This is a genomic window from Chitinophaga agri, assembly GCF_010093065.1.
Classification (GTDB): domain Bacteria; phylum Bacteroidota; class Bacteroidia; order Chitinophagales; family Chitinophagaceae; genus Chitinophaga; species Chitinophaga agri.
This window is the reverse complement of record NZ_CP048113.1, coordinates 6,720,073-6,742,968: the sequence shown is the minus strand read 5'-3', so window position 1 is coordinate 6,742,968 and position 22,896 is coordinate 6,720,073. Positions and strand designations below refer to the sequence as shown.

General features: G+C 47.0%; 16 protein-coding genes. 8 read left to right on the top strand and 8 right to left on the bottom strand.

Annotation, left to right across the window (positions count from 1 at the left end; all coding sequences use genetic code 11):
• Nucleotides 1-11: 11 nt before the first annotated feature.
• Both GWR21_RS26960 and GWR21_RS26955 read left to right on the top strand, forming a co-directional pair.
• The gene (locus GWR21_RS26960; protein ID WP_162334813.1) at nt 12-599 is read left to right on the top strand and encodes a cupin domain-containing protein; all 588 of its coding nucleotides are present in this window, start codon (nt 12-14) and stop codon (nt 597-599) included.
• 243 nt (nt 600-842) lie between these two features.
• On the top strand, nt 843-1,457 hold the full coding sequence (locus GWR21_RS26955; RefSeq protein ID WP_162334812.1) for a DUF4230 domain-containing protein: 615 nt from the start codon (nt 843-845) through the stop codon (nt 1,455-1,457).
• Between the two features lie 59 nt (nt 1,458-1,516).
• Here the strand turns inward: GWR21_RS26955 and GWR21_RS26950 are convergent, their stop codons facing one another.
• Nucleotides 1,517-2,236, bottom strand: coding sequence for a hypothetical protein (locus GWR21_RS26950; RefSeq protein WP_162334811.1), 720 nt, complete (start codon nt 2,234-2,236; stop codon nt 1,517-1,519).
• A 191-nt stretch (nt 2,237-2,427) separates the two neighbouring features.
• On the opposite strand from GWR21_RS26950, the gene GWR21_RS26945 reads away from it, so the two are divergent.
• A complete protein-coding gene (locus tag GWR21_RS26945) occupies nt 2,428-2,757 on the top strand; it encodes an RNA recognition motif domain-containing protein (protein WP_072361796.1) in 330 nt (109 codons plus the stop codon).
• 188 nt (nt 2,758-2,945) lie between these two features.
• On the opposite strand, the gene GWR21_RS26940 is transcribed toward GWR21_RS26945, so the two are convergent.
• Genes GWR21_RS26940 through GWR21_RS26925 form a run of 4 tightly spaced genes read right to left on the bottom strand, consistent with a single transcriptional unit; the run spans nt 2,946 to nt 6,538 of the window.
• Nucleotides 2,946-4,373, bottom strand: a complete 1,428-nt coding sequence (locus GWR21_RS26940) for a dihydrolipoamide acetyltransferase family protein (protein ID WP_162334810.1) — start codon at nt 4,371-4,373, stop codon at nt 2,946-2,948.
• A 42-nt stretch (nt 4,374-4,415) separates the two neighbouring features.
• Entirely contained in the window at nt 4,416-5,672 is a 1,257-nt protein-coding gene (locus GWR21_RS26935; RefSeq protein ID WP_162334809.1) for a CinA family nicotinamide mononucleotide deamidase-related protein, read from the bottom strand.
• 3 nt (nt 5,673-5,675) lie between these two features.
• Nucleotides 5,676-6,095: an acyl-CoA thioesterase gene (locus GWR21_RS26930; RefSeq protein WP_162334808.1), complete on the bottom strand. Its 420-nt coding sequence runs from the start codon at nt 6,093-6,095 to the stop codon at nt 5,676-5,678.
• A 29-nt stretch (nt 6,096-6,124) separates the two neighbouring features.
• Entirely contained in the window at nt 6,125-6,538 is a 414-nt protein-coding gene (locus tag GWR21_RS26925; RefSeq protein ID WP_162334807.1) for a DoxX family protein, read from the bottom strand.
• Between the two features lie 562 nt (nt 6,539-7,100).
• On the opposite strand from GWR21_RS26925, the gene GWR21_RS26920 reads away from it, so the two are divergent.
• The 3 genes from GWR21_RS26920 to GWR21_RS26910 all read left to right on the top strand — a co-directional run bounded on the left by GWR21_RS26920 (nt 7,101) and on the right by GWR21_RS26910 (nt 13,117).
• Nucleotides 7,101-10,169: a tetratricopeptide repeat protein gene (locus GWR21_RS26920; RefSeq protein ID WP_162334806.1), complete on the top strand. Its 3,069-nt coding sequence runs from the start codon at nt 7,101-7,103 to the stop codon at nt 10,167-10,169.
• Nucleotides 10,170-10,190: 21 nt separating this feature from the next.
• Nucleotides 10,191-11,846, top strand: a complete 1,656-nt coding sequence (locus GWR21_RS26915; protein WP_162334805.1) for a TonB-dependent receptor — start codon at nt 10,191-10,193, stop codon at nt 11,844-11,846.
• 188 nt (nt 11,847-12,034) lie between these two features.
• The gene (locus GWR21_RS26910; RefSeq protein ID WP_262888472.1) at nt 12,035-13,117 is read left to right on the top strand and encodes an HU domain-containing protein; all 1,083 of its coding nucleotides are present in this window, start codon (nt 12,035-12,037) and stop codon (nt 13,115-13,117) included.
• Nucleotides 13,118-13,346: 229 nt separating this feature from the next.
• Here the strand turns inward: GWR21_RS26910 and GWR21_RS26905 are convergent, their stop codons facing one another.
• Together GWR21_RS26905 and GWR21_RS26900 are read right to left on the bottom strand one after the other, a co-directional pair.
• Nucleotides 13,347-14,240 carry an SDR family oxidoreductase gene (locus GWR21_RS26905; RefSeq protein ID WP_162334803.1) on the bottom strand — a complete coding sequence of 298 codons (894 nt, stop codon included), beginning with the start codon at nt 14,238-14,240 and terminating at the stop codon, nt 13,347-13,349.
• 246 nt (nt 14,241-14,486) lie between these two features.
• Nucleotides 14,487-16,562, bottom strand: coding sequence for a prolyl oligopeptidase family serine peptidase (locus GWR21_RS26900; protein WP_238430031.1), 2,076 nt, complete (start codon nt 16,560-16,562; stop codon nt 14,487-14,489).
• Between the two features lie 386 nt (nt 16,563-16,948).
• Here GWR21_RS26900 and pfkA point away from each other — a divergent pair, with 386 nt between their 5' ends.
• Together pfkA and pyk are read left to right on the top strand one after the other, a co-directional pair.
• On the top strand, nt 16,949-17,929 hold the full coding sequence (gene pfkA, locus GWR21_RS26895) for a 6-phosphofructokinase (RefSeq protein WP_162334802.1): 981 nt from the start codon (nt 16,949-16,951) through the stop codon (nt 17,927-17,929).
• Between the two features lie 11 nt (nt 17,930-17,940).
• Nucleotides 17,941-19,431 (top strand): pyruvate kinase, encoded by a 1,491-nt coding sequence (gene pyk / locus GWR21_RS26890; protein WP_202928995.1) that lies wholly within the window; start codon nt 17,941-17,943, stop codon nt 19,429-19,431.
• 137 nt (nt 19,432-19,568) lie between these two features.
• Here the strand turns inward: pyk and GWR21_RS26885 are convergent, their stop codons facing one another.
• Nucleotides 19,569-22,385, bottom strand: coding sequence for a TonB-dependent receptor (locus GWR21_RS26885; RefSeq protein WP_162334801.1), 2,817 nt, complete (start codon nt 22,383-22,385; stop codon nt 19,569-19,571).
• Between the last annotated feature and the right edge of the window lie 511 nt (nt 22,386-22,896).

The following is a 22,896-nucleotide window of genomic DNA, read 5'->3' as shown; positions in this document are numbered from 1 at the left end:
GCTGACTAAAAATGAAAAATAAGAGAGCCGCCCTGTTTACAGGACGGCTTTTTCATTTCGTGCTATTTTCTTTCTTTTGTGATATGTACAACCCAAGACACCCTGCGTCCTACTGGCGCGAACATCTCAACTTACAATCACATGTGGAAGGAGGTGCTTTCCGCGAGACCTACCGTTCTTCCTGGCAATTCAGGCAAAGTGAATTACCTCCTGCCATGAAAGGAGACCGGCAGGCATCTACCGGGATCTATTTCTTGCTCGAGCATGGTGAATTCTCTGCCTTCCATCGTATTGCGGCAGATGAGATGTGGCATTTTTATGATGGACATGCACTGGCCATTTATGATATAGATCCTGCGGGCGTGCTGACAGTACATAAACTGGGACTTAATATTGAAGACGGCGAGCAACCGCAGCTGGTCATCAAAGCCGGACACTGGTTTGCGTCAAGGGTAACAATACCGGGTGGGTTTGCACTTGTTGGCTGTACAGTAGCGCCGGGGTTTGACTTCGCTGATTTTGAACTGGCCACGAAAGACGGACTGGGGGCCGTATATCCTCAGCATGCGGAGCTGATTGCCTCATTGGTACACAGCTGATATAGTCCGGTGAACAGCAATCAGTAGGGACTATCCGGCATAAATATTATATTCGCTGTTATCGTCGGGGTATTACTGTATGAGTTACAACTTATAATAAGAAGACACAACATCCTGCCGGAACGTTGTCCGGCCAGTGGCCTGCTGTTTGCAGACCATTGTATACATTATTACTAACAAAACATTGTCACCTGGGCTTTCGTCTGTACAGATGATCGTCCGCAGTAACTATCGCTTTGCGTTATGAAAAGATTTTTTCGTTTCGTTTTTATTATCGCTGTGGCTATCCTTCTTTTCTGGCTGGGTAAACAGTTTGGCAGCAAAAGTGTGAATCAGAATATCCTCTCCAACAGTCTGATCGTAAGGGAAATCTCGGAGCTGGCTAGTCTGGAAGTACAGGGAAACGCGTCTATCAAACGCAGTAATGTAACAGATGATGGTGAATGGACGACCAATCTGAAAAAGGCATTCCTGGAAAATACGATCTGGGTGTCCGTTCCTTACCTGGCGAAATATGGCATCAATGCAGATGACAAAAACTTTAAGGTAACGGTATCTGACAAGAAGATCACTGTCAATATCCCTCAGCCCAAACTGCTGAGTTATGAACTGAAGGTAGATAAAATGGAAACGTCCAACCGGAAAGGCTGGTTCCTGACACAGGATGACGAGACGTATACAGATGTGCAGAAGAAACTGTATCAGACCTCACGTGCACAGCTGGAAAACAATCAATTGTACATAAATCAGTCAAAGGAAAAACTGACGAAGATCATCCGTCAATACTACCAGCCATTCTTACAGGATCACGAAGTAGAAGTCATCTTTGGAAGCAGTGCACCCGTATTATTGAACTAGTCATATACCGGTTGTTATGGCATTTTGCTATAACAACCGGGGCTTTGCACATGGGCCACCTAAGCCGCATTTGTGGCGATGTATTTTACCAGTGAGCGTTTGGCGATTGGCAGCAACGTCTCATTTACCGGGAACACGAGATTTGTATCAACGCGGTATACCGCCGGATTCGGCAGTTTTTTGTACTTGCGGATCAGCGTTGTTTTAATGTGTTCACAGGTATGAACGAGGTCTTTGGTAAAAGTATCCAGGTAATGGGTATGGATCCCTCTGTATTTTTCATCATGCCGTTCGAAGATGCTCAACCGGTATTCGTACACCACAACTTCTCTGAAGCTGCCATCACACAGCATCAGATAACCTTCCTGGGTATCCAGCGGGATGAGTCCGACAGGAGAAATACTCAGACTATCTTCCACAAACTCATAGATCTCAGTGCCTTCGCGGATAGCGCCGTTCATTTTATGAATAGCGTACTGGATAATAGTTTCCAGCTCCTGCATGAGTTCATCATCGGCAACGATCTGTTCATACAATAATTGCAGACGCTCCATGTTGATCGCTGTCAGGCGTTTAGGGAACTGTTGTTGCAGAAATTGCTTGTTATCCTTGAAAGCCACCAGGTTATTATAATGGAAAATAATGTCAGACAGCTGCGGATACAGCTTGTTTTGATTGAAATAGCGGGTTATTTGCTGCAGATAGGCTAATAAAGTATACTTTTTCTGCTCAAAGTCGATATAACCGTCCGCAAACCACGTCTCGCTCAGGCTACTCATACGAATTTAATTTAATGGGATTTTACTATTAATTTACAAAAAAAGCTGCAGGAATCCATAAAATGTAAGTAGTAATTCTGGTAAGTGTTACCAGTATGTTTTGTTTATTAAATTATTTCTGGGCGCGATGTTATTATTGAACTTATTTCTTTATCTTCAATATTATTTTTCATTTTTTTAATTTTTTAGTCATGAACATTTACGTAGCCAACCTGCACTACAGGTTGAACGATGCAGACCTTCACCAGATATTCAGCGAATTTGGCGAGGTTACTTCTGCTAAAATTATCAAGGACCACGAGACTGGCCGTTCACGCGGTTTCGGATTCGTGGAAATGCCCAACCAGGAAGAGGGAAGCAAGGCTATGGATAGTTTGAACGGTACTGAAATCGAAGGCAAACAATTGATGGTTAACGAAGCAAGACCTAAACAACCGAATAATAACTCAAGAGGTGGTGGATTTGGTGGAAACCGCGGTGGCGGCGGATACGGCGGCGGCGGCGGCCGTGGTCGTTATTAATTCTGTTGGCCAAGCTTATCACGGTCAAGAAATTGAAGAGAGCTCCTTACAGGAGCTCTTTTTATTTTTATACCCTGCTGTTTTCGGGGGCTGATCGTAGTTTCGACCTCTTATATAGTTAACAGCAAAAAAAGAGGCCGTTCGCTTATAGCTGAACGACCTCTTATCAATATTATCCAAACTAACTATTAATATTCTCTCTCCGGATTGAAATTCTCCAACTCCTGTGCCACAGCGCTCAGGAAAGTAGAACCCAACGCACCGTCAATAATACGGTGATCATAAGACATAGATAGGTACATCATATGACGGATAGCAATAGTATCGCCATGAACGGTCTCGATCACCACCGGGCGTTTCTTGATCGCACCCACCGCGAGGATCGCTACCTGCGGCTGGTTAATGATAGGCGTTCCCGCAAGACTACCGAAGCTGCCAACGTTGGTCAGTGTGATCGTACCCCCCTGAGTATCATCTGGTTTCAGGCGATTATTACGCGCAGCATTCGCAAGATGATTTACCTGACGGGTAAGACCTACCAGATTCAGCATATCAGCATTACGGATCACCGGAACGATCAGGTTACCGGACGGTAAAGCAGTTGCCATACCGACATTGATATCCCTTTTCATTATGATCTTGTCACCATCCAGAGAGCTGTTAAGCAACGGATATTTCTTGATACATCTCACCACTGCTTCGATAAAGAGTGGAGTGAACGTGATCTTCTCACCTTCTCTTTTCTCAAAATCCTTTTTAATCTGATCACGCCATTTTACCATGTTGGTTACATCCGCTTCTGCGAAGCTGGTAACGTGCGGAGAAGTATGTTTACTACGGACCATATGTTCTGCGATCAGTTTACGCATACGGTCCATTTCGATAATTTCAAAAGTACCCGTGTAGCTGCCCATGCTGATCGGCGCTTGTGTAGCCTGTACCGGCTGTGGAGCCGGAGTGGCAGAAACACCGTTGGTGGGTGCCGGCGTAGCAGTTGGCGCAGCAGTTGGTGTAGCAGTGGCAACGGGCTGGCTAACCGGTTGTGCTGCAGGTGCTTCCTGTGGAACGGGTGCAGCTGAGGGCACCAGTCCTTTGTTCTTCGCTTCGAGGAAGCTCAGCATATCTTTCTTGGTAACACGGCCTTCATTACCGGTACCTGGTATTTTTTCCAATTCGGCGAAACTGATGCCTTCCTGTTGTGCGATCGTCAGCACCAGTGGAGAATAGAAACGGGCACCGCTGGTCACGAATTGTGCTTCGTAAGGAGCGCTTGCCGGTTCAGGCGTGGCAACAGGTGCTTCTACCGGTGTAGCGGCAGGAGCCGTTTGTGCAACCGCAGGAGCTACCGGTGCAGTTGTTGCGAAGCCGGCATCAGCAGTAGTGTTGATACGTGCAATGACAGTACCTACAGGTACCACGTCATTTTCTGCGTAGAGTATCTCGGTAATCACCCCATCAGCAATAGAAGGTACTTCACTGTCCACCTTATCAGTGGCAATTTCAAGCACGGTCTCATCAGATTTTACCTGATCTCCCGGCTTCTTATGCCAGCGTAATATGGTGGCTTCCATAATACTTTCCCCCATTTTGGGCATTACCAGTTCTACAATGGCCATAAAATTGTGTTTAGCTTTTTGGTACGGAAACAAAAGTAAGGTTTATACTATCAACTTCCTCAATTCATTCATCGCATAAGTTGTTGTCATCTGTATGTTAGTCAGGCGGTCGAAACGCAACTGGTACTTCATTGTCACCAGTTCCTTCGCACTACCAACTGCGATCCATACGGTGCCTACGGGCTTTTCAGGCGTACCTCCGTCTGGTCCCATAATACCCGACACCGCTATAATATAATCAGTCTGTAACTGTTCGAGTGCCCCTCTGGCCATTTCCCGCACAACGGCTTCACTGACAGCACCGTTCGCCTGGAGGGTATTGGGTTTGACATCCAGCAATGCGCTCTTTATCTCATTGGCATAGCTCACGATGCCACCTTTATACCAGGCGGAACTACCCGGCACCAGTGTAATGCTATGCGCTATATACCCGCCGGTACAGCTTTCGGCGGTGCCTACTGTCCTGCCCTTTGCATGCAGGGTACGGCCCAGCACCTCTCCCATGGTCAGGTCCTCATCGTATACTGTAATATCTGCCAGTATCTCTTTCAGCTGGTGGAAATAGATAGACAGGGCGGCAGCCGTGGAGATCTTATCAGATCCGGAAGCGGTCAGCCGTAATTTTAGCAGACCATGGGAAGGCAGATATGCCAGTTTGATATGCGGAGGTAAAGCGGCTTCAAAATGTACCAGCCGCTCTGCCACGAAAGATTCTCCCATACCGGAAGTCAGCAATGTCTGGTGCACCACTGCCGGTAACCGGAAGTATTCCTGGAGGCGCGGCAGGACATGATCGGTCATCAGGCCTTTCATTTCCAGGGGCACACCTGGCATAGAAACATATACCTTGCCATCCTTTTCAAACCACATGCCAGGAGCGGTACCCCTGGTATTGTGCAATACGGTGGCTACATCCGGAACCAGTGCCTGGTCTTCATTCCGTTTAAGGGCTGGTAAGCCACGGCTTTCAAAAAAGGCCATCACCTGCTGATAGGTGATCTCATCTCTTACAAGCGTGCCGCCAAAGTACTCGCATAAAGTAGGTTTGGTGATGTCATCGGCAGTAGGCCCCAGTCCGCCCGTGATCAACACGATATCGGACACGGCGCCTTCTTTATCCAATGCATCCAGGATAGCTTCTTTCACATCTCCTATGGCTACACGGCGGTGCACCCATATCCCCATGGCATTCAGCTGTTGCGCCATCCAGGCTGAATTGGTATCTATCGTTTGTCCTATCAGCAGTTCATCGCCGATGGTGATGATGCTTACTGTTACCTTATCCGCTTGTATTGACATGATTTAGAGGCTTTTTTCAAAAAAAGGCGCCAGGCACTCCATCATTACCGGAGGCATGCCGTAACGTTGTCTGGTGTCTGCATGCAGGAATACCAGGGTGGTTACGCCTACATTGAGCAGCTCACCTTTCTGGTTATATAATTCTGAATGGAATCTGATCTTATGATCGACCGGCAATTCCTTCAATATAGTCTTCACTGTTATAAGATCATCATAGTAAGCCGGGCGAAGGTACTTCGAATTGAGTTCCGCTACGGGCATGATGATGCCTTGTTTCTCCAGTTCTGCGTATGTAAAACCCAGTGTCCGGATGGCTTCCGCACGTCCCACTTCGTAGTAAAGTGCATAATTACCATAGTAAAGGTATCCCATCTGGTCTGTTTCGCCATAACGTACGCGAATCTCTGTAGTCTGTATAAACATAATTTATTCTTTCTGATGATGCCCGGATGCTATTTCCCTTTTCCAAACACGTGATCCAGACTGTATTTACCCGGACCGGCAAATAATATGGCTGTAAAAGCAGCCAGGAACAGTATACCCATTTCATTTTCATTCAGTGGCGCTCCTTTCTTTACCATAAACACCACTACTCCCATACAGATCACAAGCGGAACAGCGGCCAGCCGTGTCAGTAATCCCACCACGATCAATGCCGCACACAGGGCTTCCGCAAAAACTGTCAGCGACAGTGATACGGCGTGTCCGAGGTGAAGCGGATCAGGGAAGCTAGCCTTTTTTGCAGAAAAGGAATTCAGTTTCGCCCATCCGTGCGTGAACATCATTGCCCCGGAAACTACCCGCAATATCAGCATGGCAAAGTTAACGGCGCCGGTGTTTACACGCGAAGTAAAGAGTTTACTCATAAAGATTTGGTTTTTTCCTGCGATTATTGCTTACCCTTGCTTACCGGCAAAGGCATCAGCAGGCGTGTTAGATAATCTGTTTCAGTTCAGGTTTATAGCATCCGCCAAAAATATGATTAATAATAAACAATTAAAAGGCTGTTAATGTCAGGTGATACAGACCATCCATTCCTAACAGCGTTCCTGCGGCAGGGAGCAACTATCCGCCGGAGACATGAGAATAACAGGCCAACAATCATTATCTTCAAAAAAACATTATTGACGCAGGCAATTATTTCAGGGGGGTATACCGTTATTAGTAAGTTGGTTTAATTCTTGCAAGTCAACACCTTAATTCAGGACCAGGGCAAACAGTACCAGAGACAGGTTCCGCGTATCAGGGTGCCGGCCGGCCGGTTCCCGCCTTCTAAGACAGACGGCGTATAGCTTAATTAAATCCAATAGCTATATTTGTTGCTGTTTTGTCTCCCTCAAACAAATACTTTATTGATCCTGACCAGAAAATAATTTCTGTGCAGGGTCCGTTTTAAACGCATAATTTCAGTTATAACAGGTTAAAAGCATGCAATTCTTAAGAAAGTTTCTTGTTTCCGGACATTGGTACTTATTCCTGGCTTCCTTCTGTATACTGGCTGGCCCTGTGGCGAAAGCACAGCAGACCCGCGTATACACAGAGCCGGATAAAGTTTTCAAAGATGCCCAGCAACTTTTCCAGCAGGAAAAATACGCCGTGGCAATGCAATTGTTCCGTCAAACGATCGATAACATCCCCTATTTCCAGGAGACTAACCGCAGTCTTGTCAAGACTGACGCCCAATATTATTATACTGTCTGCGCCCTCAAACTGGGTCAGGCCAACGGAGAAAAGCTGGCGCTGGAGTTCCTCGCCAACTACAACAACAACGCCCGGGAGCAGCTGCTCAGCTATCAGCTGGCGAAGTACTACTTCCATCAGAATAAGCTGAAAGAGGCTATTCCCCTGTATGAAAAAGCCAATATTGAAAACCTTTCCAACAGCGAAATTGCGGAAGCCAAATTCGAACTGGCCTACTGCTATTTCAATGTAAAAGACTTCAAAAAAGCACAGCCACTCTTCGGCTCTATCAGGGAAGTTCCCGGTAAATACTATATGCCGGCAAACTACTACTACGGTTTCATCTCCTACTACAACCGCCAGTATAACGACGCACTTACCAGCTTTCAGCGCGTTGTGAACGATCCTAAATACAGCACAATTGTACCTTATTATATCGCTGAGATCTATTACTTCCAGAATAAAAAAGACCAGTTGATCAGTTATGCGGAACCGCTTGTTAAAAAAGGTGGACTGTACTACGAAGCTGAACTGAAACAGTTACTGGGTCAGGCTTATTTCGAAAGAAAGGAGTACCAGAAGGCATTGCCTTATCTGCAGGAATTCCATGATAATGCTGACGAAGTAAGGAAAGAAGATATCTACCAGCTATCTTACAGCTATTACCAGACCGGCAACTTCAGTAAAGCCATCAACGGTTTCAAACAACTGAGCAGTGAAAAAGACTCCCTGGGTCAAAACTCCATGTACCTGCTGGGAGACTGTTATCTGCGTACCAATCAGAAAGCCAACGCGCGTAACGCATTTGCATTCTGTGCCCGTAACAGTGCCAATCCACAGCAACAGGAGATCTCCCGCTTTAACTATGGTAAACTGTCTTATGAACTGGGTTACCAGGATGCCGCTATCACAGAGCTGACCAGCTTTATCAGCGCCTACCCGCGCTCCGCTTATAACAAAGAAGCCCGCGAGATATTGGTGAACCTCTTTGCTAATACCAACAACTTCAATGATGCATTGACCATCATTGAGGCGATGCCGGAGAAAACACCTGCCGTGCTCAAAGCATATCAGAAAGTGGCGTACGGCCGTGCGACAGAACTGATCAATGACCAGCAACTGGCAGAAGCGAACCGCCTCCTGGATGTGGCTATCAGGAATCCATATGACAAGAACCTCGTGCAACTGGCCAACTTCTGGAAAGCAGAGATCTCTATGCGCCAGAACAGAACCGATGACGCGATCCGTTACCTGAACACGTATCTGACTGGTGCGGTACCTGCTTCCGGTGAAGCAAACGCCCAGACAGCCAGCTACAACATGGGTTACAGTCTGCTGAAAAAAGAAGACTATACCCGTGCCCTGCAACACTTCGAAGCAGCACAGCGCACTACCGGACCGAATGCGGCACGTATCACTACAGATGCGGCCCTCCGTAGTGCTGACTGTTATTATATGCTGAAAGACTATCCGAAAGCTATGGCCCTGTATGACAGGATCATCAGCAATAATCTGCCAGGTTCAGACTATGCCACCTATCAGAAAGCGATCATTCTGGGTATTCAGGGTAAGGTGAATGAGAAAGTGGCCCTGCTGAAGCAGCTGGGCAATAAATTCCCGAGCTCCGGCTTTGGTAATGATGCAGACCTGGAAATTGCGAATACATATCTCGCTGATGAGAAATATAAAGAAGCCATCCCTTACCTGGAAACGGTATTACAGAAACAGCCTAACGGTCCGAATGCACCCCGTGCATTGCTGAAACTGGGTCTGTGTTATTTCAACAGTGACAATGATGATAAGGCGATCTCCTATTACCGCCAGGTGATAGAGAAATATCCAAACTCTCCGGAAGCACAGGCAGCCTTAACTGCTGTAAAAGACATCTATGTAAGTCAGGGTAAAACGGACGCCTACATCGCATTGCTGAAAGCATCCGGACAAAACATCAGCGCATCTGCAGAAGACTCCCTGAGCTATGCTGCTGCTGAAACGAAATTCAGTAATGGCGACTGTGCAGGAGCAATCGTAGCCTTCAACAGCTACCTGCAGAAATTCCCGAATGGTGCATTTGTATTACCGGCTAACTTCTACAAATCAGAATGTACCTATAATAACAAAGATTATGCAGGTGCCTTACCAGGTTACGAATTTGTACTGACTAAAAATAACAGTCTGTATGCAGAACGTGCAGCGTTACAGGCGGCGAATATTAACTACTACCAGGTGAAGAATTATGAGAAGTCCCGCACTTACTATCTGCAGTTGCAGGATCTTTCTACCACCAAGGAAAACACCTTTGCTGCCACACGCGGTTTACTGCGCAGTAACTACCAGCTGAAACACTGGGATGAAGTGAACAGCTACGCGGAGATCCTCCTGTCCAGCAGTAATATCAGTACAGATGACCAGATCATCGGTCATGCCTACCTGGGTCGTGCCGAACAGGAAGGTGGGAATTATGATGAAGCGATCAAAGAATATAAGATAGCAGCAGGCCTGACAAAATCAGAGATCGGTGCGGAAGCACGCTACAATCTGGCTTACTGCCTGTTACAGAAGAACGACCTGGCAGGTGCAGAAAAAGCAGGCTTTGAAGTGATCAAGAATACTCCTGGTTACGAATACTGGGTAGCGAAAGCATATATTCTGCTGGGAGATGTTTATTCCCGTCAGAAAGACTATTTCAATGCAAAAGCTACCTTCCAGAGTATCGCTGAGAACTGTCAGATCGCAGAACTGAAACAGGAAGCGAAAGACAAACTGGCCAAAGCAGAAGCAGACGAAAAGGCTGCCTCTAAAATTAAATCCAAGTAAATAATTCCGAACTAAGTTAGCATGAACGCTTATATCAAATATATTCACCGGTTTCTGGCAGTAGCAGGTTGCAGTGCAGGTATCCTGACGCAGCAACAGGCATATGCACAAAAAGTAAAAGAGGAACTCAAAGAAGAAACCATTGACATTATTTCCAATTACCGCCCTAAACTGCGGGATGCGGCAAAGCTGAACCTGACGGCATCCCTGCCAGGGTTTGACACAACCCGTCCTACCCTGCAATACCAGGTGCCCGGGCTGAACCTTTACTTCATGTACCAGCCTATTCCCCTGAAGCCACTGGCTTTGGGTAAGGATTCGCTGAGCCGTTTGCAGAACAACTTCATTAAGGCAGGTTATGGTAACCTGAGTACGCCACTGATACAGGCGGGCTTCGGTACCGGACGCCAGGAGAAATATAATGCAGGACTCTATCTTAATTATACCTCCTCTAAAGGTCCTATCAAAAACCAGGATTACAGTGCGCTGAATATCCTGGGGTCAGGCGCTTACTTCACCCCACTGTGGGAACTCAGTGGCAGCATTGGCTATGACCGGAACCAGATACATTACTATGGCTACGATCATGCGCAGCTGGAATTTGAAAAAAATGAGGTAAAACAGGCATTCAGCCAGTTCACAGCTCAGGTAGGCGCAAAGAACAGGACACTGAATGACTGGGCGTTCAAATTTGAACCTACAGCCAAATTTATTTACTTCAGTGATTCCTATAAACGCAGGGAACCCACTGCTATCTTCAATATACCTGTATCCAAACAGCTGTTTGAAGACATCCACCTGAAGGCGGAAGGCGTCTTTGACCTGTCTTCCTTCAAACAGGATGATCAGAAACAGTTCAACAATAATGTGGTGGCTATCCACCCGGCACTGGAGATCGTGAAACCACGCTTTATGCTCCATGCAGGTGTGAATCCGACCTGGACCAACAGCAAGTTCTACCTGCTGCCGGACATCGTGAACGAGTCACATATCATCTATAAAAAAGTGATCCTGAGCAGTGGATGGATCTCTTATATCAATAAGAACAGCTACCGTAACCTGGCTAACCAGAATCCGTTCATTGGCAGCTATGACGAAGGAATCCTGAATACCAGGGTGGAAGAGAAATACACCGGTATCAAAGGTTCTATTGGCAGTCACTTTAACTACAACACCAAATTTGCAGCGATCACCTGGCATAACATGCCCCTGTTCATCAACGACAGTATTGATGGTAAAACCTTCTATACAAAGAATGAAGAGGAGCTGAAAGCATTCAATCTGCATGCAGAAATAGGGTATATCCAGGAAGAGAAATTCCAGTTGCGACTGGCTTTTGACTGGTTTAACTACAACAAGCAGAAAACTGAGATCAAGCCATGGGGCCTGATCCCTTTCCAGGCAAACGCCTATGCACAGTACACCCTGCTTAAAAACCTGCACCTGAATGCGAACCTGTACTACCTGGGCGGCACCTACTACCAGGTATTTGCCACGCAGGATTTCGACAAGACCAAAGGCAAATGGGACCTCAGTGCGGGCGCCAATTATGACATCGGTAAAAATTTCAACCTCTGGATAAATGCGAACAACCTGTTTAATTCTAAATACCAGCGCTGGTACGGATACCCTACTTACGGGGTGAATGTAGTAGGTGGTGTGATGGTTAAATTTTAATGTCGTAAAATTGCAGAAAGAATTAAGAATTAGGGATTAGGAATTGACATGTAAATGCCTGAAGTCATTACAAATGCTTTTCATATCAACTGTCTGACAGATTTAATCGGTCCAGAAATATAATTCCTGATTCTTAACTCCTAATTCCGATTTCTTCTGAGTCATTTTATATTAACAGGAATATCTACGTGGTACTACAGCAATACATACAGGAAATTTTGTTCAGACAGCATATCTGCTGTCTGCCCCAATTAGGCGTGTTTAAGCTCACACATACCCCCGCCCGCTACGATGTTACCAGCAAGACAATTCTACCCCCCGGAGAGATCATTACGTTTGAGGAAACACTGACTAATGACGGAGGGCTGCTGGACTGGATTTCGCAGAAAGAGCACCTGGTGCCTGCGGTAGCACAGCTGAAGATGGAAAAGTACCTGGAAGATCTCAGGAAGACGCTGAAAACGAGTCAGCGGCTGGAGATACCGGGCGTAGGTGTGTTGCATGCAAACGCGGTTGGCAGGATCTCCTTTGAACAGGAACCGCCGGCGCTGACACGTGATGTATTACATGTAAGTCCGGTGATCCGGCAGGACGTGAGTCATAAAGTGACTGTAGGTACCAAGGAAATGGTGAATAAGCAGGTCGTAGACCACCTGACGGCATCTCCGTCATCGTCTTCATCAGCTGCTGCGCCCTCGTCTTCCCCTGCTGCAGCACCAGCGGCTGTTACGCCAACAGTGACGACGACGCCGGCCACACCGACGTCGGCCGGTAATGACTACGAATATGACGGATATGCGCAGGAGATCCCTTCCAGGTTACGCTGGTTGTGGGTCGCCATTCCGGTGGCCTGTGTTGTGGCAGCAGGTGTGGTATGGTATTCTGTGAATAAGAACCGGCCGCAGATCACAAGGGCTGAAAGTGCGGTCAACCCGACGCCTCCTCCTGTGGAACAGGTACCGGCTGCAAGTCCGGCGACAGAGGGTAGCGTCGCCCAGTCAGCGGTGGCAGCGACACCTCAAACATTGAAATATGCAGTTGCTTTCAGTGTGTATAAAACAAGGAAAGCGGCAGAAAAGATGTATCATACGCGAAGAGCCTGGAAGCAGCCTGTAGAAGTGGTTGCAAGACCCGATTCTACCTTTCTGATCAGTGAGATATTTAATACGCCAGCTGCCGATACGACGCAAATGAAGGATTCCATCTCCAAAAAATACAAGCCAACGATGGATGTCATTATTTTAATAAATCCAGAAATAATACCTTTTTAATATAAACGCCCGGCAGTAGTTAACTGCCGGGCGTTTTTTATAACTGTCAGCACATCAGAGGCCTACACAATACACTTTCCCTGCGAAGCCTCCTACGCAGCTTTCAATGATGGCAATGCATTACTAATTATTAATTATTATCAGGCATACTTCTCCCTGAGACCGGCATTCGCCACTCTCTGCGCAATAACAACGTCAGCTTAATCCGGGAAACGGAGCTACAAATACATTAAATCTCTTTTGCTACGATTTCCAGTCCTTCTTCAAAACTGTGGGGAGCAAAACCCAGCTCTTTCACGGCCTTGTCTATAACAAAACCTGTTTTAGCGGGGCGTTTGGCAGGTTGAGTGAAGCTTTTGGCATCGACTTTTTCAAGAAGCTGTGTGTTCAGTTTAAAATAACTGGCTGTTTGTACAGCCATCTGATAAGGGGTCAGCGTTTCATTACCGGAGATGTGGAAAGTGCCGGTTGCTTTTTTATCTGCCACCAGTTTACATCCTGCGGCGAGGTCCTGTACAAGGGTTGGGGTACGCCACTGGTCATCCACGACCTTGAGCTTTTTGCCCTGTTCCAGGTTGTTTTTCACCCAGGTGATAATGTTACTGCGTTTGGAGTCGGCTGCGACACCATATACCAGCACGGTACGTATGATCGCCCAGGGTAGCTTGCTGCCGCGTACCATACTTTCTGCAGCAGCTTTACTGGAGCCATAGTAGCTGATAGGATTCACCGCCGCATCTTCTGCATAGGGTCCCTGCAAACCGTCAAATACAAAGTCGGTAGACAGAAAAATGAAGAAGGTGTTGTGCTGTTCGGCAGCCCTGAGCAGGTAACGGGTGGCGGCTACGTTAGTGTCCCAGCAGAGATCTTTGTTACGTTCGCAGTCGTCTACCTGTGTCATGGCAGCAGCATGGATCAGTATATCCGGCTGGTGCTTGTCCAGGAGATGCTTCACGCTGGTAGCATCCCGCAGGTTAGTCGCTTCATAGGTATATCCTTTTTGTTGCGGCAGACGGTTAGGTCCTCTTCCGCTGGCTATTACCTGATACCGGCCATCCTCCAAAAAAACTGGGATAAGGTGCTGGCCCAATAATCCGTTGCTTCCTGTGATTAATACCTTCATGATCTATGCCTTTTACTAAAATTACGATTTCAGTTTCATATACGAATTACCAATTACGATGTGACTGGAGGAATCTATTCATTCCGTCACCATCATGCTGGCAGCGTGGAATTTTCAGATGGAACGGCCATACGATTAACTACCCCCTTAAAGATACAAAGTTGCCTGTTCTTTCCGGCAGGTTTGAATAGAAAAGGGCTGTCCGCCGAAGACGGGACAGCCCTTTTCCTTTATCTTGTAAAAGCCTTATTTAAAGCTCATACCCAGGTTATACATGGTGAATGACCATACATCCGCTGCTTCTTCTATCAGTTTGGAGGTAGGTTTACCCGCACCGTGGCCGGCCTGGGTCTCGATACGTATAAGCGTAGGGTTAGTGCCTGCGTTTGCGGCCTGCAGGGCTGCGGCAAACTTGAAGGAGTGTGCCGGCACTACACGGTCATCATGATCGGCAGTAGTGACCAGCGTAGCCGGATATTGCGTACCTGCCTTCAGGTTATGCAGTGGTGAATATTTGATCAGGTAGTTGAATTGCTCAGGTTTAACGCTGGAACCATACTCAGTTACCCATGCCCATCCGATGGTAAAGTTCTGGAAACGCAGCATATCCATTACACCTACAGCCGGCAGCGCTACCTTGAACAGGTCCGGACGCTGGGTCATACAGGCCCCTACCAGTAATCCACCATTAGAACCGCCACGGATAGCCAGTTTGGAGGAACTGGTGTATTGTTCTCTGATCAGGTATTCAGCTGCACCGATAAAGTCATCAAATACATTCTGCTTTTTATCAAGCATACCGGCCTTGTGCCAGGCTTCACCATACTCGCTGCCTCCTCTGAGACAAACCACCGCATAGATGCCCCCCTGTTCCATGAAGAACAGATTGGATACACTGAAGCCTGGTGTCATAGGGATATTGAATCCGCCGTAACCATACAGTAACACCGGGTTCTTACCATCCTTTTTAATACCTTTTTTATAGGAAAGGAAGATCGGTACACGGGTACCGTCTTTGCTGGTAAAGAACACCTGTTTGGTTTCGTAGTCCTCCTGGCGGAATTTCACCTCGGTCTTAGCGTGCAGGGTCGATTTTCCGGTAGCGATATCGTATTTATAGATAGTGACCGGGTTAACGAAAGATGTGTAGGAATAGAAGAATTCCCTCGTATCGGTCTCTCCGCCGAAACCGCTGGCGGTGCCTATACCCGGCAATGCGATCTGCCAGTCCAGTTTACCATCGTAGGTATACTGTGCTACGCGGGAAGCAGCATCTTTGAGGTAAGAGGCGAACAGCCGCTTGCCACCGGTACCTACAGATTGCAGGACTTCCTGCTGTTCAGGAATGATCACTTTACGGCTGGAAGGGTTTTTAGGGTCGATCTCCTCCACTTTATAGTTAGGAGCGCCTTCGTTGGTGTGCAACAACAGCTTATCGCCATTGTTATCTATTACAGAAGGCTCAAACTCAAAGCCTTTTACCAGCAGATGGAAGTCCTTCTGGGAAGCATCCTGGAGATCCCGGTAGAACAGCTGGTTACCGGAAGTACCTTCGCTCTGGTGCAGGATCAGGAAACGTTCGTCTTCTGTCACCTGTACCCCGCAGTTACGCAGCGGGTGCTCTTTATCGACGAAGATCAGCTCATCCTGGTCCTGGGAAGTACCCAGTTTATGGTAATATACCTTGTGAAATTCGTTCTTTTTGGATAGCTTGTTCTCTTCTGTTGGTTTGTCATAACGGCTGTAATAGAAACCGTCCTTACGCCAGGAGATACCGCTGAACTTGATCCAGTCGATAGAATCTTTCAGCAGTTGTTTGCTTTCCACCTCCATGACAAAGGCCTGTTGCCAGTCGGAACCTGCCTTGGCGATCTGGTAGGTAACATATTTGGCGTCTTTTGAAAAAGAGATGCCTCCCAGGGCTACGGTACCAGCTGCGGAGAACTTGTTGGGATCGATGAATACCTCGGGGGTGCTGTTCAGTGTTTTCTGGCGGTAGAGAACTGACTGGTTCTGGAGACCGTCATTCCTGAAGAAATAATAATAGCCGCCTTTTTTGAAGGGGGCGCCAATCTTCGGGTAGTTCCACAGTTCCTCCAGTCTTTTTTTGACAGCACCATGGAAGGGGATCTTGTTAAGGTAGTCGAAAGTGACAGCGTTCTCGGCCTTTACCCATTCTTTGGTTTCGGCGCTGTTATCATCTTCGAGCCAACGGTACGGATCGGCGATGGAAGTACCGTGATAATTGTCTGTAACATCCGTTTTATTAGTGTTCGGATAAGTAATTCCTGACTGTTGTGCCATTGCGGGTCCTGTTATCATGAGTAAATACAATAAGGTAAAGATAGATTTTGAAGGTTGACTTGTTTTCATTTGCATCATTTACAGGTTTGTATTTAAATTATATCTATGTATATTTTTTAAAAATTTTGACACGTTAGTTAATTAAAAATGAAAATTTCGTGTAATTCATCAGAATACTATTAGAAAGAATACGCAAAATGTTATTTTTGTGCGCCACTTAGATATTTTCCTGGCAATTTATGCATAAGCAGCGTGATTTTCAGGAAAAAACGTACTGGAGGAGACTGGAAATGGAGAATGCAATATCACACGTTCGGGGTATATAAGGGCAGGAGGAAGCTTAAAAAAAAGTCAGGATTCCCTGAATCCAACATAAAAAAGTAGAGAGGGAAATAAACATAACTATGAAAAAAGTTTCTAACATCGCAGTCCTTACTTCCGGTGGCGATGCGCCGGGCATGAATGCCGCTGTTCGTGCAGTCGTAAGAACCGGAATTTACCATCAGTTAAATGTGTATGGTGTTATGTATGGCTACAGGGGAATGCTGAAGAACGAGATATTTCCCTTGGAGTCCAAGTCTGTCGCTAATATTATTCAGCGCGGGGGTACTATATTAAAGACTGCCCGTTGCAAGGAATTTTATGAAGCTGAAGGTAGAGCACAAGCCTATGAAAACCTCAAGAAACACAACATTGACGGTATTGTAGTTATTGGAGGCGACGGCTCTTTCAATGGTGCTTACAAGATGAGCAAGGAGTTTGATATTCCATGCATCGGCTTGCCTGGTACTATTGACAAGGATATTGCGGGTACTGATTTCACGATTGGTTTTGACACGGCAGTGAACACAGCTGTAGATGCGATCGACAAGATTCGCGATACCGCTGACGCGCACGACCGTTTATTTGTTATAGAGGTTATGGGACGTGATGCAGGTTATATTGCCCTGCACAGTGGTATTTCTACTGGTGCTGAGCACATCATGACTCCGGAGCACCTGATCGATGTTCAGGACATCATCGAAGACCTCCAGACAAACGAACGCCGCAGAAAACTGGTAAATATTATCGTAGTAGCGGAAGGTTCCATTGCGGGTGGTGCTGAAGAAGTAGCCCGTATGGTAAAAACCAGCTGTCCTCAGCTGGATACGCGCGTAACCATCCTCGGACACATTCAGCGCGGTGGCTCTCCTACCTGTCAGGACCGTATCCTGGCCAGCCGTATGGGGTATGCTGCAGTAGAAGCACTGTTGAACGGTACTTCAAATGTGATGGTAGGTATTGTAAACAACAAAATCCAATATACACCGCTGGAGCAGGCTATCAAGGCTAAAGAACACCTCGATCCGGAGTGGTTAAAGATGGTCAAAATACTTGCGAGTTAAAAAATAGAGCTATGAGTACAAAAGATTTATCAAAATACGTACATAAACAGATGGATCATGAAGCTTCCCGTGCACATTCCCTGCACAAAACGAAAATTGTAGCAACCGTTGGCCCGGCCTGCGATACTTATGAAGGATTATTAGCACTCGTTCGCGCTGGCGTTAACGTGTTCCGTCTGAACTTCTCGCATGGTTCTCACGAAGATAAACTGCGTATCATCCAGTATATCCGTCAGATCAACAAAACTGAACCTTACAATGTAGCCATCCTGGCTGACCTGCAAGGACCTAAACTGCGTGTTGGTGAAATCGAAAACAACGCATTACCACTGGTAACCGGTCAGATCCTGACCTTCGTAAATGAGAAAGTGGTAGGTAATGCAAAGAAGATCTATGTTTCCTACGCAGACCTGCACAAAGACGTTAAACCAGGCCAGAAGATCCTGCTGGACGACGGTAAAATCGAAACCATAGTAAGGGAAATCACCGCTGATGGCGAAATCAAAGCGGAAGTATCCCTGCCAGGTGTACTGTCTTCCAAAAAAGGCTTCAACCTGCCAGATACCAAAGTGTCTCTGCCGGCACTGACTGAAAAAGACGTGATAGACCTGGAATTCATCATCGACAACGATTGTGACTGGGTTGCCCTGTCCTTCGTAAGGCACGTAGATGACCTCCACCTGATCCGCAAACGCCTGAAAGAGCGCAATTCCAAAATGAAGGTGATCTCCAAGATCGAAAAACCTGAGGCAATTGCTAACCTGAAGGAAATCATCTGGGAAAGCGATGGCGTAATGATCGCCCGTGGTGACCTGGGTGTGGAACTGCCTGTTGAGCAGATCCCGATGATCCAGAAAGATATCATCCGTAAATGTATCCACCGTGCTAAGCCTGTAATCGTGGCTACACAGATGATGGAAAGCATGATCGACCGTACCCGTCCTAACCGTAGCGAAATCACCGACGTAGCTAACGCTGTACTGGAAGGTGCTGACGCCGTGATGCTGAGCGGTGAAACTGCAACTGGTCAGTTCCCTGAGCTGGTGATCCAGACCATGAGAAAGATCATCGACGAGGTAGAAAAAGAAGACATTATCTATAACCGTAACCTGATCCCTCACCGTCACTCTCCGACCTTCCTGAGCGATGCCCTGTGCTACAACGCTTGTAAAATGGCGGAAGACCTGGACGCAGATGCACTGATCGGTATGACACAGAGCGGCTACACCGGCTTTATGCTGAGCAGCTACCGCCCACGTTCTCCACTGTTCATCTACACCAAAGAAAAAACACTGGTAAACCAGCTGAGTCTGAGCTGGGGTGTACGCGCCTTCTACTATGATGGTGAAGAGAGCCTGGACGAGATCATCTCTGACCAGATCGATATCCTGAAAGAAAGAGGTTTCGTAAAACCAGGTGATGTGGTGGTAAATACTGGTAGCACGCCTGTAAAAGAGCACCTGCCAACCAACACGATCAAGATTTCGACTGTTGCGGAATAAGAAAAAGCGAATAAAAAGCGAAGGCTGCCTTTTATAAGGGCAGCCTTCGCTTTTTTATTTAGGAATTGATATAATGCATGTCTGAAAATATTGTTATTGTTTAACGAAGATTTCAGACCACTAATCCTGCTCTCTTTCTACAGCGTCAGTACAAACCTTGTAAACAGACGGATACCATTAAAGCCCATCTGTACCGCATCCCATGCGCCGCCGCTCTCACTGTCATAGGCAGATAACCTTGCGCCTTCCACAACACCCAGGTCAGGGTGTACATTGAAGATATTGTCAGCCCCGATGAACCAGTTGAGTTGTTTGGTGAATTTATAGCTCACGGCCAGGTCAGTCACCGCTTTACCTTTATATTTGAACAGCTCAGGCACCAGTTTGTCAGGATCGCTGTCCAGTCCTACAACAGGATTAATACCCGATCCTGCCAGGTCGCCGCTCCAGCCGTAGCCATACAGTTCTACCTTACCGAAGTAAGTGACATGGGCACTTACACCGAACTTGTTGATACCATAGTCCAGGTTCAGACCGATCTTCACCGGAGGTGCTGATGCCAGTACGAAGCGTTCTTCACGGTCGCTGAAGAAGGATTTCCTGTGCAGATAGGAGTCATTCAGCTTCTCGGGCACATTGATCTTATCGATCTTCATATCCTGGAAGTTAGCCGCTAATAACGCCCTGAAACGCTGATTCGCCCAGCGCTTGTTATAGTCAATAACGATATCGACCCCTTTATTGGTCGTATTTACCGCATTGGCGAAGAATTGTGCATTATCGATGCGCAGATCATTCAACGTCTGATACAACTCAGGAGAAAGTGTTGTATCTGAAGCACTGAACTGACCGGACAATACGATCCTGTCTTTCACTTTTACCAGGTAACCATCCACCGTTACTGATAATGAACTGATGGGCTTCCAGGTGAAACCCAGACTCGCATTCACTGACTTCTCCTGTTTCAGATCAGGGATGCCGGCTGCGCGGGTAATGCTATTGCTGTTAGGCGCAATCTTTACTTCTGTGATAGTTCCTCCCTGTACGTTAGTATACTGGGAACTGAAGTTGATCTGTTGCAGGGAAGGCGCACGGAAGCCCGTGCTCACAGAACCTCTTACGTTAAAGTTGGAGGTTACCTTATAACGGGTAGCAAATTTATAGTTGCTCGTAAACCCGAAATCGCTGTAGTTCTCCGCGCGTACTGCTGCGCCGATCAGCCATTTATCAGTTACGTCCAGCTCTGCATCTACAAAGCCGGCTATGTTGGAGCGGTTGGCATCTACTTCGTCACTCGGACGATAGCCAGGGAAGCCCTGTGCACCGGTCGCTTTAAAGAACGTAGGATCATAGTTTCTGTAGGAAGCTTCTTCACCGGCATAGATCTTATAGTTCTCATAGCGGTATTCAGCGCCCAATGCCAGGTGCAGGCCGTGTGCCACGCCAGCAAATTCTTTACCCACTGTCAGGTTAGCGGTGTTCTGCAGGAAGGAGAAACCACCATCATCAAAATGTGTCGGGGTATTGGCGCCCATGGAAGCATTGAATGTCTTATCGCCGTAGAAATGGAAATCGTTCCGGCCGACAGTATTACTCAGGTCCCATGTCCAGCCACCGCCAAACTCACCTTTGATACCAGCAGCTGCTGACCAGTCTCTGATCCTGTTCTGAATATGCGGATCAAACACCGTATCGTTGGCGGCTCCGCCGGGGGAAGTAACCGGGTACATGATATCCGGATAGAAGATCAGGTTACCGTTAGCGTCCGTAGGGAAACGGTCCGGGTGTCCGCTGGAGTTCGGGTTATTGCCATTAAAGTGGCGGCTGTAGGCGTATGCATCTGAAAACTTATAGTTATATCCGCCGAAAGCGTAGAAAGTGGTCTTTCCGTCGGCGAAAGGCAGTTCCAGGTTTACCATACCACCACCCGTGGTTTTAGAGGCATCGCCGTAAGATCTTCTTACCACATTGATGGGTAAGGCATCTTTATTAGCCAGGTTGGTATCCAGTACCTGACGGTATGTTTTACCCTGCTTTACGAAGTTGCCTGAGAAGTTGAGAAAACCGCCATTCTTGCCCAGGGGAACACCATAGCTCAGGCCTACATTGACGGCATTACCATCTATGGCGCCACCACTCTTATACTGGTTCAGGTCCTTGCCAAAGTGGGTATTATACTTATGATCATAGTAGCCGGCATAACCTGCGTTAACATAAAGATGGTTGACCTCTTTTTTCAGGATGATGTTGATCACCCCGGCAATGGCATCAGAACCGTATTGAGCGGAAGCCCCGTCACGGAGTATTTCCACCCGGTCAATAGCCGCTTCCGGTATCGCATTCAGGTCCGTACCGGAGTTACCACGTCCACGGGTGCCATATACGGCGATGAAGGCGGTCTGATGGCGGCGTTTGCCGTTCACCAGCACCAGCGTCTGATCAGGCCCCAGACCACGCAGGGTAGCCAGGTCGATCTGGTCAGCACCGTCACTGCCACTTTGTTTGTTATAATTAAAGGAAGGTGCAGAGACGTTCAGCAGGGCGGTCAGGTCCATTTTTGCCGTTGGATAGGCAGTCTGACTCATAGAGATCACGTCTACAGGCACTGGTGTCTCAATCCTGGCACGGCCGCCTGAGCGGGTACCGACCAGCACCACCTGTGTTAGTTCAGATACGGTAGAATTGAGCTGAACATCTACCACACTACGGCCGTTAACAGGCACAGTCAGCGGTTTAAAACCGATAGCGCTAAGTTCCAGCACATCGTCCGACTTTGCTTCAATGGCATAACTACCGTCTTTTACGGTCAGCGTACCAGTGCCGGATAATTTCACCCGTACCGTAATACCTTCGAGCGGTACGCCAGTCGTGGCATCCGTCACTTTACCCGTTATTCGCTGTTTCTGGGCATATGCGGCTGCTATTGGTACATAGAGGCATAATAATACAAGCACGATTCGATTTAGAGTCCTGGTTGACATCATATAATACTAAAATTTGGGTTATTGTTAAATATAACCTATTTCAGGCATATAGCTAAAACGCGCTCATTCTACTCCAGTAGTGTGTACCTACATGTTATAACATACACATTCCTGCTATTTGACATAGGTCGGCATATCACATAATAAAACACTTATTCATTAACACTTGTTTAACCGATCCCCCTATAAATCAATATTTTGATCTTGTGATACACATATCCAGCTAACAGCACCTATGCATCAGCGATCATTAACGACCTATTAACTATTTAGCAAAAACAAAAAGATAACTTTATGCATAACAGAAACAACATCCTCAGCAGCGTAGTAACTATGTCATGTCATTGTGATCGTTATTAAATAATTGTTATTCCACGCGTGTTGCAGCATAACATGTTAACCGGTCATTGCTGATTATCAACAATTGTAGCCGGCAGATGCAGCTAAAAGGGTCATGTCCGTTATTCCTTACCACCAGATA